Source organism: Ottowia sp., from assembly GCF_035444425.1.
Taxonomy (GTDB): domain Bacteria; phylum Pseudomonadota; class Gammaproteobacteria; order Burkholderiales; family Burkholderiaceae_C; genus Ottowia.
The window spans coordinates 1-12845 of sequence record NZ_DAOMOQ010000059.1 but is presented as its reverse complement, the minus strand read 5'-3'; the positions used below and the strand labels follow the sequence as shown (position 1 = coordinate 12845).

14 protein-coding genes are annotated in these 12845 nt (G+C 68.4%); 5 read left to right on the top strand and 9 right to left on the bottom strand.

Annotated elements, in window-relative coordinates; genetic code table 11:
- The 5 genes from fabD to PK606_RS15040 all read right to left on the bottom strand — a co-directional run.
- Window positions 1-887 (bottom strand): ACP S-malonyltransferase (gene fabD / locus PK606_RS15060; protein WP_324565132.1); only part of this gene is annotated, 887 nt, incomplete at its 3' end.
- Window positions 888-907: 20 nt separating this feature from the next.
- Window positions 908-1888: a beta-ketoacyl-ACP synthase III gene (locus tag PK606_RS15055; RefSeq protein WP_324565131.1), complete on the bottom strand. Its 981-nt coding sequence runs from the start codon at window positions 1886-1888 to the stop codon at window positions 908-910.
- A gap of 45 nt (window positions 1889-1933) precedes the next feature.
- Window positions 1934-2950 carry a phosphate acyltransferase PlsX gene (plsX, locus tag PK606_RS15050; RefSeq protein ID WP_324565130.1) on the bottom strand — a complete coding sequence of 339 codons (1017 nt, stop codon included), beginning with the start codon at window positions 2948-2950 and terminating at the stop codon, window positions 1934-1936.
- Window positions 2951-3100: 150 nt separating this feature from the next.
- Window positions 3101-3283: a 50S ribosomal protein L32 gene (gene rpmF, locus PK606_RS15045; protein WP_324565128.1), complete on the bottom strand. Its 183-nt coding sequence runs from the start codon at window positions 3281-3283 to the stop codon at window positions 3101-3103.
- A gap of 214 nt (window positions 3284-3497) precedes the next feature.
- Window positions 3498-4046 (bottom strand): YceD family protein, encoded by a 549-nt coding sequence (locus tag PK606_RS15040; RefSeq protein ID WP_324565127.1) that lies wholly within the window; start codon window positions 4044-4046, stop codon window positions 3498-3500.
- Window positions 4047-4072: 26 nt separating this feature from the next.
- On the opposite strand from PK606_RS15040, the gene PK606_RS15035 reads away from it, so the two are divergent.
- Complete coding sequence (locus PK606_RS15035; RefSeq protein ID WP_324565125.1) at window positions 4073-4666, top strand: Maf family nucleotide pyrophosphatase; 594 nt, start codon at window positions 4073-4075, stop codon at window positions 4664-4666.
- Complete coding sequence (locus PK606_RS15030; RefSeq protein WP_324565123.1) at window positions 4663-5445, top strand: SAM-dependent methyltransferase; 783 nt, start codon at window positions 4663-4665, stop codon at window positions 5443-5445. Before PK606_RS15035 ends, PK606_RS15030 begins: the two co-directional genes overlap by 4 nt.
- 92 nt (window positions 5446-5537) lie before the next feature.
- Here PK606_RS15030 and PK606_RS15025 read toward each other — a convergent pair whose 3' ends face one another.
- The 4 genes from PK606_RS15025 to PK606_RS15010 form a co-directional block, all read right to left on the bottom strand.
- On the bottom strand, window positions 5538-6482 hold the full coding sequence (locus tag PK606_RS15025) for a S49 family peptidase (protein WP_324565121.1): 945 nt from the start codon (window positions 6480-6482) through the stop codon (window positions 5538-5540).
- Window positions 6483-6552: 70 nt separating this feature from the next.
- A complete protein-coding gene (locus tag PK606_RS15020; protein ID WP_324565120.1) occupies window positions 6553-6930 on the bottom strand; it encodes a Rieske (2Fe-2S) protein in 378 nt (125 codons plus the stop codon).
- Window positions 6931-6954: 24 nt separating this feature from the next.
- The gene (locus PK606_RS15015; RefSeq protein WP_324565119.1) at window positions 6955-7617 is read right to left on the bottom strand and encodes an HAD family hydrolase; all 663 of its coding nucleotides are present in this window, start codon (window positions 7615-7617) and stop codon (window positions 6955-6957) included.
- Window positions 7614-8609: an RluA family pseudouridine synthase gene (locus PK606_RS15010; RefSeq protein WP_502920859.1), complete on the bottom strand. Its 996-nt coding sequence runs from the start codon at window positions 8607-8609 to the stop codon at window positions 7614-7616. Before PK606_RS15010 ends, PK606_RS15015 begins: the two co-directional genes overlap by 4 nt.
- 287 nt (window positions 8610-8896) lie before the next feature.
- On the opposite strand from PK606_RS15010, the gene PK606_RS15005 reads away from it, so the two are divergent.
- The 3 genes from PK606_RS15005 to PK606_RS14995 form a co-directional block, all read left to right on the top strand.
- Window positions 8897-9052, top strand: coding sequence for a hypothetical protein (locus PK606_RS15005; RefSeq protein ID WP_324565118.1), 156 nt, complete (start codon window positions 8897-8899; stop codon window positions 9050-9052).
- A 162-nt stretch (window positions 9053-9214) separates the two neighbouring features.
- Entirely contained in the window at window positions 9215-12139 is a 2925-nt protein-coding gene (locus PK606_RS15000; RefSeq protein WP_324565117.1) for an Rne/Rng family ribonuclease, read from the top strand.
- 291 nt (window positions 12140-12430) lie between these two features.
- A partial coding sequence (locus PK606_RS14995) for a redoxin domain-containing protein (RefSeq protein ID WP_324565115.1) occupies window positions 12431-12845 on the top strand: 415 nt, incomplete at its 3' end.

Sequence of the window (12845 nt, the reverse complement as noted above, 5' to 3'; positions counted from 1 at the left end):
TCGGCGTCGATGCGCTTGGTCAGGCCGGCCAGCACCTTGCCCGGGCCGCATTCGACCACCGTGCCCAGGCCCATGGCCTTGATCTGGCGCACGCACTCGACCCAGCGCACCGGCCCGAAGGCCTGACGGTACAGCGCGTCGCGGATGCGGCCGGGATCGCTCTCGACGGCAACGTCGATGTTGTTGACCAGCGGGATCTTCGGCTCGGCCAGCGACACGTCCGCCAGCGCCGCCTTGAGTTGCTCGGCGGCCGGCCTCATCAGGCTGGAATGGAACGGCGCCGACACCGGCAGCGGCAGCGCGCGCTTGGCGCCCATGCCCTTGAGCACTTCGCAGGCCTTGTCGACCGCCGCCTTGGTGCCGGCGATCACGGTCTGCACCGGGTCATTGAAGTTCACCGCCTCGACCACTTCGCCACCGTTCGCGGCCAGCGCCTGGCTCACCTCGGCGCAGCCGGCCACGACCTTGTCGGCATCCAGCCCGAGGATCGCGGCCATGGCGCCGGTGCCGACCGGCACCGCTTCCTGCATAGCCGCCGCGCGCAGGCGCACCAGCGGCACCGCCTGCGCCAGCGGCAGCGCATCGGCCGCCACCAGCGCCGCGTACTCACCCAGCGAGTGGCCCGCCACCGCCGCCGGCAGCGCCCCGCCCTCAGCGCGCCACACACGCCAGCAGGCGACGCCGGCCACCAGCATCACCGGCTGGGTGTTGGTGGTCAGCGCCAGCGCTTCCTTGGGGCCACCGTGGATCAGCGCGCCGATGTCCTCGCCCAGCGCGGCCGAAGCTTCCTCGACGGTTTCGCGCACGGCCGGATGATCGCCCCAGGCGTCCAGCATGCCGACGCTCTGCGAGCCTTGACCAGGAAAGACGAATGCAATGGGTTTCATGGTGGACCGGGGCGTTTGCGTCAGAACACCAGCAGCACGGCACCCCAGGTGAAGCCGCCGCCGACGCCTTCGAGCAGCAGCGTCTGCCCTTTCTGGATCTGGCCCTGGCGCACGGCGTGATCGAGCGCCAGCGGAATCGACGCCGCCGAGGTGTTGCCATGGTCCTGCACGGTCGCCACCATCTTCTCCGGCGGAAGGTGCAGCTTGCGAGCCGTGCCCTGCATGATGCGGATGTTGGCCTGATGCGGAATCAGCCAGTCGATGTCGGATTCCTGCTTGCCGGCCTTCTCGAGCACCGCGCGCGCGGCCTTGTCGAGCACGCCAACCGCCAGCTTGAACACCGCCTGGCCGTCCATCTTGAGCAGCGGATCGCCCAGCACCTGGCCGCCCGAGACGTTGCCCGGCACGCACAGGATGTCGACGTACTTGCCGTCGGCGTGCAGGTCGGTCGCCAGGATGCCCGGCTCATCGCTGGCCTCGAGCACCACGGCGCCGGCGCCGTCGCCGAACAGCACGCAGGTCGAGCGGTCGCTGAAGTCGAGGATGCGGCTGAACACCTCGGCGCCGATCACCAGCGCCTTGCTGGCCACGCCCTTCGCGATCATGGCATCAGCCACCGTCAGCGCGTAGACGAAGCCGCTGCACACCGCCTGGATGTCGAACACCGGACAGCCGGCGATGCCCAGCTTGTGCTGCACGATGGCGGCGGTGGACGGAAACACCATGTCAGGCGTCGAGGTGGCGACGATGATCAGGTCGATGTCGGCCGGCTGCAGGCCCGCCGCCTGCAGTGCCGCCTGCGCCGCCGGCACCGCCAGGTCACTGGCCGGCACGTCGGGCGCGGCGAAATGGCGTGCCTGGATGCCGGTGCGCTCGACGATCCACTGGTCGGAGCTCTCGATGCCGCGCGCGGCCAGTTCAGCCACCAGGTCATCGTTGGTCACGCGGCGCGGCGGCAGGTAGCTGCCGGTGCCGGTCATGCGGGAGTAGCGTGCGGTCATCAAAGCTTCTTATAGGCTAGGTAGGCTGGTGCCGATCGAATCCGATCAGCCCGCCCCGGCCAGCAGCGGCGCCGCATGGGCGATGCGCGCGCGCACGCGCTCCAGCAACTGGTTGTGGGCTGCATCATACGCGCGGCACAGCGCCTGCTCGAACGCCAGTGCGTCGGCCGAGCCATGGCTCTTGAACACCAGCCCGCGCAGGCCGAGCAGGGCGGCGCCGTTGTAGCGGCGGTGGTCCATGCGCTTCTTCAGCGCGCTCAGCACCGGGTAGGACACCGCCGCCGCCAGCCGCGTCAGCAGGTTGCGCGAGAACTCCTCGCGCAGGAACTGCACGATCATGGCCGCCAGGCCCTCGCTGGTCTTGAGCGCCACGTTGCCGACGAAGCCGTCGCAGACCACGATGTCGGCCGTGCCCCTGAAGATGTCGTTGCCCTCGACGTTGCCGATGAAGTTGAGGTCACCGGCAGCCGCCGCCGCGCGCAGCAACTCGCCGGCGCGCTTGATCTCGTCGCTGCCCTTGATGGCTTCCTCGCCGATGTTGAGCAGGCCGACCGTGGGCTGCTTGTCGCCGCTCAGCACCGCCACCAGGGCCGAGCCCATGACGGCGAACTGCAGCAGGTGCTCGGCCGTGCAATCCACGTTGGCGCCCAGGTCCAGCACCGTGGTCACGCCGCCTTCGGCGTTGGGCATCTGGGTGGCGATGGCCGGACGCTCGATGCCGTCGAGCGTCTTCAGCAGGTAGCGCGCGATCGCCATCAGCGCGCCGGTGTTGCCGGCCGACACCGCCACCTGCGCGGTGCCGTCCTTGACCTGCTGGATGGCCACCCGCAGCGAGGAATCCTTCTTCTTGCGCAGCGCCAGCTCGATCGAATCGTCCATGCCGACGACTTCGGTGGCCGGCACCACGCGGGCGCGTTCATGGCTCAAGCCTTGCAGCGCCTCCGGCCGGCCGACCAGCAGCAACTCGGCGTCGGGATGGCGATCAAGGAACTGGCGGCAGGCCGGCAGCGTGACCTTGGGGCCATGGTCGCCACCCATGCAATCGACAGCCAGAACAATCATGCACGCTCCGCCCAGATCCCGCGCCAAGAATAAACCACGCCGCTAGAAACAAGAAGGCCCGAGGCTACGCGGCGGCAGCATCGGGCCAGGCTGACGAAGGAAGGGCGAGCACACCGCCACAGTGCACCCGGTCTCCCGTCAGGCTTTTGATCAGGCCTCGGTCTTCGGCTTGATGACCTGGCGGCCGCGGTAGAAGCCGTTGGGGCTGATGTGGTGGCGCAGGTGCGTCTCGCCGGTGGTCGGCTCGACGGCGATGCCCGGCTGCGCCAGGGCATTGTGCGAACGGTGCATGCCGCGCTTGGAAGGCGACTTCTTGTTTTGCTGAACAGCCATGGTGGCTCCTTCGGATCTCTGGTTGAAGCCGGCGGCTGGCGCCACCGCATCGTGAAACAGGTTGATTTCTTTGGCGCGCCGCCAATCGGCTTGACGGACCGGCCCCCACAAGGCACCGGAAATGGCACCGGAAAAGGGCGCTGCACGCGAAGCCCGAGATTATAGCCTTGAAATGCTCCGGCTCGCCAGCAATAAGATGCGGCAGTGCTGAAGATCAGGCCGGTTTGTCGCCTTTGAGCTTGGCCAGCGCCGCGAACGGGTGCGCCTGCTGCTCTTGTGCCGCCTCGAAATCCGCATCCTGCACGGACAACTGAACCGCCTCGGGGCATTGCTCGTGGCGCGGCACCAGCGGCAGCGCCAGCAGCAGTTCGTCCTCGATCAGCGCATGCAGGTTGAAGTCCGCTGCCAGCGCCAGCACGTCGTCCTCCGACGCATCGTCCAGTGCGGCGGCGGTGTCCTCGTCCGGCACGAAGACGAAGTGCCGATCCACCATCACGTTGGTGCGCACCTCACCCATGCAGCGCTGGCAGGTCAACGGCAAGTCGGCCTCGACGCGCAGATGCAGCGCCGGGCGCGATCCTCCATCAACCGCCGTACGCTGCTCGCCGTGCACCTGCCACGCCACCACCGCTTCGGGCGCCGGCCTGTGCAATTCCGACGCCAGGCGCTCGTAGCGCGGCAGCGGATCCTGATCGGACAGGCTCGCACGCTGCTGCGCAAACGCCGCGACATCGAGCCGATGGGCCTGGAATGCCTTGCTCATGCGGCCAGTGTAAGAGAATCGCCGCCATGCTTGCGATCACCTCCCGACCACTGGTACTGGGTTCCAGTTCGCGCTACCGACGCGAATTGCTGGCTCGGCTCGGCCTGCCGTTCGAGGTCGACACGCCCGCGGTCGATGAGACCCCGCAGCCTGGCGAAGCACCCCGTGCGCTGGCGCAGCGCCTGGCGGCGGCCAAGGCGCACGCGGTGGCCTGCCGCCACCCTCAGGCGGTCGTGATCGGCTCCGACCAGGTGGCCGAACTTGATGGCGAGCCGCTCGGCAAGCCCGGCACGCACGAGCGCGCCGTCGCGCAGTTGCGTCGCATGAGCGGGCGCACGGTGCTGTTCCAGACCGCACTCAGCGTGGTCTGCCAGGCGACCGGCTTCTCCGGGCACGAGCTGGCCACCATCGAAGTGCGCTTTCGGACGCTGGACGACGGCGAGATCGAGCGCTACCTGCACGCCGAGCAGCCCTACGACTGCACCGGCAGCGCCAAGAGCGAAGGTTTGGGCATCGCCCTGCTCGACGCCATCGTCAGCGACGACCCGACCGCGCTCGTCGGCCTGCCCCTGATCCGCACCGCCCGCCTGCTGCGCGCAGCCGGCTTGCGCCTGCCATGAGCGCGGCGTCGCCCAGGGGCCGGCTGGTGCTGGTGCCGACGTCGCTGGACCACGGCTGCGAGCAGCAGGTGCCGCTGGAACAGGTGCTGCCGCTTGCCACCGTGCAAGCCGCCGCCGCCCTCACGCACTGGATCAGCGAGAACGCCAAGTCCACCCGCGCCTTCCTCAAGCGCGTCGATGCACAGGTGCCGCTGGCGCAGCCGATCCAGGCGCAGCAGATCACCGAACTGCCGCATGCGGTGCACAAGAAGGGCGACCACCATGGCGGCGCCCGTTTCGACGCCCGCGCACTGCTGGCGCCGGCGCTGCAAGGCCAGGACATCGGCCTGATCAGCGAAGCCGGCATGCCGGCGGTGGCCGACCCGGGCAGCTCGGTGGTGCGCGCCGCCCACGATCTGGGCATCGAGGTGCTGCCGCTGGTCGGCCCGGTATCGATTCTGCTGACCCTGGCGGCCAGCGGCCTGAACGGCCAGGATTTCGCCTTCGTCGGCTACCTGCCGCAGGACGCCGCGGCGCGTGCGCAGCGCATCCGAGAGTTGGAGGCGCTGGCGCTGAAGACCGGTCAGACCCAGTTGTTCATTGAAACGCCGTACCGCAACCCCGCGCTGTGGCAGGCGCTGCTGCAGACGCTCAAGCCCGGTACCCGGCTGGCCATCGGGCAAGGTCTGACGCTGGCCGACGCGCACATCCAGAGCCGCGCCGTCAGCGCCTGGCAACAGGCTCGCAACGCCGACGCCACGCTGGCGCGCGCGCCAGCGGTGTTCGCGATCGGCCCCTGAAATCGGCCGTGGGAAGCGGCGGCAGCTGCCAACGGCCCCCCTTTGCATCGCAAACGCCGGTTCGCGGCTGCCGCCGCTCCCGCGAGACTTGATCAGCGCAGCCCCGGCAGCCCGCGCAGCGCCTGCACCGCCCCCTCGCCCATGGCGGCGCCGAAGCGCTTGGCGAAGCGCTCGGCCAGGTTTTCCTTGTTGGTGTAGTCGATCAGCTTCTCGGCTTTGACGATATCGCGCGCCACCGAATCAAGGCTGCCGAAATCGTCCGCCAGGCCAAGCTGGACCGACTGCTCGCCGGTCCAGAACAGGCCGCTGAACATCTCCGGCTCGTTCTTCAGGCGCTCGCCGCGCCCCTGCTTGACGACCTCGATGAACTGCTGGTGGATCTGGTCCAGCATGCGCTGCGCATGCTGCTTGTGCTGCTCCGACTGCGGGCTGAAGGGGTCCAGGAAGCCCTTGTTCTCGCCCGCCGTCAGCAGGCGCCGCTCGACGCCCAGCTTGTCCAGCGTGTCGACGAAGCCGAAGCCGTTCATCAGCACGCCGATGCTGCCGACGATGCTGGCCTTGTCGACGAAGATCTTGTCGGCCGCCGAGGCGATGTAGTAGGCCGCCGAGGCACAGGTTTCCTCGACCACCGCGTACACCGGCTTGTCGTGCAGTGCACGCAGGCGGCGGATCTCGTCGGTGATGAGTCCCGCCTGCACCGGGCTGCCGCCGGGCGAATTGATCAACAGCACCAGCGCCTGCGCGCCCTTGTCCTCCATGGCGCTGCGCAGTGCCGGCAGCACCAGTTCGGCGCTGGCCTCGCCGCCATCGGCAATCTGGCCTTTGATGCTGACCATGGCCGTGTGCGCCCCGGCCGGGGCGGCCGAGGGCAGCTGCTCCGAGGCCAGCACCCAGATCAGCGCGCCGAACAGCAGCATCCACAGCAGGCTGCGCGCGATGCGCCAGCGCCGTGCGGCGCGGCGCTCGCGCAACTCGGCCAGCAGCAGTTTCTCGATCGTCTGGCGCTCCCAGCCCACCTGCTTCGGTTCTGTGTTCACTTGATTTCCATCGGCTACGGCAAAGAGCTGGAATTGTCCACGACTGGCCGCACCAGCATGCTGATGGCGCTCAAAACACCAGCGGCTGCAGCAGCCGACTGGTGTACCAGTGCACCACGCCGTCCTGCTCCGACAGCTCGATCTTCACCAGGCCACCGCGGCACGGTCCCTCGACGCCTTCGCCCGTATCCGGCGCGTACACGGCGCCATGGGTGGCGCAGATCAGCCAGCGGCCGCTGTTGTCGAAGAAGCGGTTCGGCTGGTAGTCCATCTCCATCGCGACATGGGTGCAGCGGTTCAGGTAGGCATGCACCTGGCCGTCGAAGCGGATCGCGAAGGCGCGCATGGTCTGGCCGCCATAAACGACGTCGAACGACACCGCCAGGCCGCCGTCCCGAAGCTCGGCGCTGTCGCACAGCACGATGGCGCGGCGCTCGTCGTCGGTCATGCAGCCTCCATCCGGCACGGCATGTCAGGCGTGCGCGAGCAGCCAGCGGTGCAGCTCGGCGGCCGAATGGGCGATGAAGCGCGGGTCGAGCGCATCGAGATCCTGCGGCGGGTGCGCGCCGTAGCTCACGCCGACACTGGCGCAGCCGGCGTTCACCGCCATCTGCAGGTCGTGCGTCGTGTCGCCGATCATCAGTGTGCGCTCGGGCTCGGCGCCGAACTCGCGCATCAGCTCGTGCAGCATGCGCGGGTGCGGCTTGCCGGCGGTTTCGTCGGCGGTGCGAGAGCCGTCGAACACGCCATGCAGCTGGCGCGAGGCCAGCACGTCGTCGAGGCCGCGCCGGCTCTTGCCGGTGGCCACAGTGAGCCAGTGGTGACGCCGGCGCAGGTCGGCCAGCATTGGCAGCACGCCCTCGAACAGGCTGATGTCGTGCTGATGCGCCAGGTAGTGGTGACGGTAGCGGTCGCCCAGCTCGGGGTATTTCTCGCGCGGCACGTCGGGCGCGGCATGCGCCAGCGCCGGGATCAGCGCCATGCCGATGACGTAGGCCGCGGCCTCATCGCTCGGTCTGGCGCCACCCACGTCCAGCACCGCCTGCTGGATGCTGCGCACGATGATGGCGGTGGAATCGAACAGGGTGCCGTCCCAGTCAAAGCAGATCAGGTCGAATTGGCGCGGTCGGGTCATGGGGCGGGGTGGCGGGAGCCGACGAAGTCATGCAGGTCGGGCGGCAGCGGCGCCTGCAGCTCCGTGCGCTCACCGGTGGCCGGGTGCACGAATTGCAAGCGCCATGCATGCAGGAACATGCGCTTCAGACCCTGCCTTTGCAAGGTCTTGTTGCGCTCGAAGTCGCCGTACTTGTCGTCACCCGCGATCGGGTGGCCTTGCGCGGCCAGGTGCACGCGGATCTGGTGCGTGCGGCCGGTCTTGATGGTCACTTCCAGCAGGCTGAAGCCGGGCAGGCGCTGGCGCAGCTTCACCAGCGTGATCGAGCGCATGCCGTCGGCGTCATCCCTGGCCACCACCTTGACGCGCCGCTCGCCGTCCCCGTCGCCCGTGGGTACCAGGTAGCGGCGCAGCGGTGCATCGATCACCTTCAGGCGCTCGGGCCAGTCGCCCAGCACCAGCGCCAGGTAGGTCTTGCCGGTGTCGCGCGCGCGGAACTGGTCCTGCAGCTGTTTCAGTGCGCTGCGCTTCTTGGCCACCAGCAGGACGCCGCTGGTCTCGCGGTCGAGCCGATGCACCAGCTCCAGCAGACGGGCATCCGGCCTGGCCCGGCGCAACTGCTCGATGACGCCGAAGGCCACGCCCGAGCCGCCGTGCACCGCCACGCCGGCCGGTTTGTCGATCGCCAGCAGTTGCTCGTCCTCCAGCAGGACGGGGAATTCGCGCCCCGGAACGGCGCCGGCCGCGGGCCGCTCGGCCACCCGCACCGGCGGCACCCGCACCACGTCGCCGGCCGACACGCGCGTGTCGGCGCCGGCGCGGCCCTTGTTCACCCGCACCTCGCCGGAGCGGATGATGCGGTAGACATGGGTCTTGGGTACGCCCTTCAGGTGCCGGATCAGGAAGTTGTCCAGCCGCTGGCCGGCGCTCTCCTCGTCCACCGTCAGCCAGCCGACCTCGGGTTTTCCCGGGCTCGTGTGGGTGGTGGCCGCGGCACCTATAATGCGTTCCACTGGCGACCGGCCGTAAGTGGTTGAGTTTGAAATGGAAGTCACAGCCCTGTTCAAGAGGGCTAGTCTATTCCAGAGGCCCACAAGCCGTCGCTGGTGAAGGTCGATGCCACGCCTGCACAAGAAAGCGCCTGCCCCCACATGAATCGGGCGGCCACGCAAGAAAATGCGCAGGTCTGGTCGACGCGATGCAATACTGAAACTGGAATACCCATGACCGGCAGGCTGCCAGAACGGCAAGGCCTGCGGGTCGGATCGAAAGCGAGACATCCGTGCTGATGGCATTGATCATGGTTCTGAGGCGCTGGCTGTGGCCGGCCGGCCTCGAGCCGGATGCTGCCCCGGCCGGCACCGTGCCGATGCGCGCGCTCACCCCTCGGGTGGGCTGCGCCGCGCCGGTGCTGCTCGCACCCATCCACGCGCCACCGCCTGACCGCGGCCGCTGAACCACCCGTTCAGCGGCCTGGAAGACCGCGTCCCACGCCCTCTTCCACCCAAGGTCAGTCGCCAGGGCAGCGATTCCACCCGTATCCGCGCGTCGTCCAGGGCATCTGGGGCTCCCCAAGGGGAGTCGTTGACTGCTTTTGACACTTGAAGGACAACGCATCATGAAACGGATGCTGATCAACGCCACGCAGGCCGAAGAGCGCCGCCTGGCGATCGTCGATGGACAGAAACTGCTCGATTACGAGATCGAGATCGAAGGGCGCGAACAGCGCAAGGGCAACATCTACAAGGCCGTGGTGACGCGCGTCGAGCCGTCGCTGGAGGCCTGCTTCGTCGACTACGGCGAGGAACGCCACGGCTTCCTGCCGTTCAAGGAAATCTCGCGCCAGTATTTCGCCGACGGGGTTTCCGTCAGCCAGGCCAAGATCAACGACGTGATCAAGGAAGGCCAGGGCCTGCTGGTGCAGGTCGAGAAGGAGGAGCGCGGCAACAAGGGCGCGGCGCTGACCACCTTCATCAGCCTGGCCGGCCGCTACGTGGTGCTGATGCCCAACAACCCGCGCGGCGGCGGCGTCAGCCGCCGCATCGAGGGCGAGGATCGTGCCGAGCTGAAGGAAGCGATGGACCAGCTCGAGTACCCGAAGGGCATGAGCATCATCGCCCGCACCGCCGGCATCGGCCGCAGCGCGCCCGAGCTGCAGTGGGACCTGAACTACCTGCTGAAACTATGGACCGCCATCGACGACGCCTCCAAGGCCGGCAAGGGCGCGTTCCTGATCTATCAGGAGAGCAACCTGGTGATCCGCGCCATCCGCGACTACTTCAACTCGGACATCGGTGACATCTTGATCGACACCGACGACATCTACGAGCAGGCGCACCAGTTCATGAGCCACGTGATGCCCGAGCAGGCGCATCGCGTGAAACGCTACCGTGACAACGCGCCGCTATTCTCGCGCTTCCAGATCGAGCACCAGATCGAGTCGGCCTACTCGCGCACCGTCACCCTGCCTTCGGGCGGTGCGATCGTGATCGACCACGCCGAGGCGCTGGTGGCGGTCGACGTCAACTCGGCGCGCGCCATCAAGGGCGGCGACATCGAGGAAACCGCCACCCGCACCAACCTGGAGGCAGCCGACGAGGTGGCGCGCCAGATGCGCCTGCGCGACCTGGGCGGCCTGATCGTGATCGACTTCATCGACATGGAAGAGGCCAAGAACCGCCGCGAGGTCGAGAACCGCCTGCGCGAGGCGCTGCGCCAGGACCGCGCACGCGTGCAGTTCGGCTCGATCAGCAAGTTCGGCCTGCTGGAGATGAGCCGCCAGCGCCTGAAACCAGCGCTCAGCGAAGGTGCCTCGATCCCTTGCCCGCGTTGCGGCGGCTCCGGCCACGTGCGCGACACCGAAAGCAGCGCGCTGCAGATCCTGCGCATCATCCAGGAAGAGTCCATGAAGGACAACACCGCCGCCGTCCATGTGCAGGTGCCGGTGGAAGTGGCCTCCTTCCTCTTGAACGAGAAGCGCCCCGAGATCGGCAAGATCGAGCTCAAGCAGCGCGTCAACGTCACCCTGGTGCCCAACAAGACGCTGGAGACGCCGCACTACAAGCTCGAACGTCTGAAGCACGACGACCCACGCTTGGACGACATCGACTCCAGCTACAAGCTGGCCGAGGAGTTCGAGGACCCGACCACCGTCACCCGCCGCAGCCAGGAGCCGACCAACCGGCAGCAACCCGTCATCAAGGGCGTGCTGCGCGACACCCCGGCGCCGGTGGTGGAGCCCAAGCCCGAGCCGGTGGCCGCCGCGCCGGCACCCGCTGCACCGGTCGCAGCCGCCCCAGCGGCGCCACCGGCTGGCCTGATGGGCTGGCTGAAGAACCTGTTCGGCATGACACCGTCTCCGGCGCCGGTGGCGCCCACGCCGGCACCGCAGCCCGCCGCCGAAGCCAAGCGCGAAGGCCGTGGCGGCCGCGACGGTGAACGCCGTGGCGGCCGTGGCGGCCGCGGTGGTCGCGGAGAGCGCAGCGGCGAAGGCCGTGGCAGCGACGAGCGGCGCCAGGAAGCACGCGGCGAGGGCCAGGGCGAAGGCCGCGGCCAGCGCGGCGAGGGCCGCCGCAACGGCGAACGCGGTCAGCGTGGCGAGCGCCAGGGCGGACGCGAGCGCCGTGAGACCACCCCGGTCGATACCACGACCGCCGTGCAGGATGCCGAGTCGAGCACGGTGGAAACCGGGGCCGAAGCCAGCAGCCGCAGGCCGCAGGGCGAGCGCGGCGAGGGTCGCCGCAGCCGTGGCGGCGAGGGCCGGCGTGAACGCGGCGAACGCCGCGACCGCAGCGAGCGCGGCGAACACGCGGAAGCCGCAGCCCAGGACGAGGCCAGCCTGGCCGCCGCCACCCCAATCGCGGTCGGCGACAGCGCCCCGGTGGAAAACACCGAAGCCACGGCGGGCGAGGAGCGTCGCGAGCGCCGCACACGCGACCGCTACGGCCGCGACCGCCGTGAGCGCAACGGCGAGCGCCGCGACGGCCACGCCGGCTTGCCGGGCGCCATGGCCGACGACGGCTCAGTGGCATCGGTATCGGCGGAGGCCGGTGCCGAGGCTGATGCGACAGCGCCGCGCTCCTACTTCGCCCGCAGTGCCGAAGCCCCCAGCGCCACGCCCATGACGGAGGCCGTGGACGAAGCCATCACCATCCCCGCCGAACCGGCTCCGGAAGCCAGCCCGGTGACGGTCGCCGCCGAGACCGCGACCGAGATCGAGCCGGAACGCGCAACCGAAGCCGAGCCCGCGCCGGCCGCCGAGGCCGCGCCTCAGGACACCAACGGCATGCCGAAAGTGACGCCGTTCCGCCTGCCGCTCGGGGAACTCGAGTCGCTGGCCGAGCACGCTGGCCTGCAATGGGTGAATTCCGATGCCGACAAGGTCGCCTCAGTGCAGGCCGCGATCGCAGCCGAGCCGCAGCCGATCCACGTGCCGCGCGAACGCCCGGCGCTGGTCGAGATCGACGACGGTCCGCTGGTGCTGGTCGAGACCCGCAAGGACTTGCGCAAGCTGCAACTGCCGTTCGAGCAGGCGCCACACTGACACCCGGCACCATCGCCCGGACTCGAGCCGGACCAGCCTCTCGAGGGCCGGTCCGGCTTTCTTTTGCAGCGCCCGTAGCCGGTCGATGCCGGTCATCCACATGTCGAGCGCGTGGTGTAGATTGCTACCCGCATGCGTACAGCGGATGCGAGCACCGCGCTGATCGCATGGACGGGAATCCACCCGATAGCCGCTGCCTAATGATAGTTTAGGAAAAATGAATAATGTAAATCAATAGTTTGATTCTATAATTCATCCCGTCGAATCGTTTCATCAACCAAAGGAGAACACATGTCCCTGATCAACACCCAGGTCCAGCCTTTCAAGGCCCAGGCTTTCCGCAACGGCAAGTTCGAGGAAGTGACCGAGAAGAACCTGTCCGACGGCAAGAACTGGTCGGTCGTGATCTTCATGCCCGCCGCCTTCACCTTCAACTGCCCGACCGAGATCGAGGACGCGGCCGAGCACTACCCCGAGTTCCAGAAGGCGGGCGCCGAGGTGTTCATCGTCACCACCGACACCCACTTCTCGCACAAGGTGTGGCACGAGACGTCGGACGCCGTTGGCAAGGCCAAGTTCTTCCTGGTCGGCGACCCCACGCACCAGCTGACCAGGGCCTTCGACGTGCACATCGATGAGGAAGGCCTGGCGCTGCGCGGCACCTTCGTGATCGACCCCAGCGGCACCATCAAGACCATGGAAGTGC

Bases quoted from the DNA above. Each gene is read 5' to 3' on its own strand.
- PK606_RS15055 (WP_324565131.1), bottom strand. From the start codon at position 1,888: ATGACCGCACGCTACTCCCGCATGACCGGCACCGGCAGCTACCTGCCG.
- plsX (WP_324565130.1), bottom strand. From the start codon at position 2,950: ATGATTGTTCTGGCTGTCGATTGCATGGGTGGCGACCATGGCCCCAAG.
- rpmF (WP_324565128.1), bottom strand. From the start codon at position 3,283: ATGGCTGTTCAGCAAAACAAGAAGTCGCCTTCCAAGCGCGGCATGCAC.
- PK606_RS15040 (WP_324565127.1), bottom strand. From the start codon at position 4,046: ATGAGCAAGGCATTCCAGGCCCATCGGCTCGATGTCGCGGCGTTTGCG.
- PK606_RS15035 (WP_324565125.1), top strand. From the start codon at position 4,073: ATGCTTGCGATCACCTCCCGACCACTGGTACTGGGTTCCAGTTCGCGC.
- PK606_RS15030 (WP_324565123.1), top strand. From the start codon at position 4,663: ATGAGCGCGGCGTCGCCCAGGGGCCGGCTGGTGCTGGTGCCGACGTCG.
- PK606_RS15020 (WP_324565120.1), bottom strand. From the start codon at position 6,930: ATGACCGACGACGAGCGCCGCGCCATCGTGCTGTGCGACAGCGCCGAG.
- PK606_RS15015 (WP_324565119.1), bottom strand. From the start codon at position 7,617: ATGACCCGACCGCGCCAATTCGACCTGATCTGCTTTGACTGGGACGGC.
- PK606_RS15005 (WP_324565118.1), top strand. From the start codon at position 8,897: ATGGTTCTGAGGCGCTGGCTGTGGCCGGCCGGCCTCGAGCCGGATGCT.
- PK606_RS15000 (WP_324565117.1), top strand. From the start codon at position 9,215: ATGAAACGGATGCTGATCAACGCCACGCAGGCCGAAGAGCGCCGCCTG.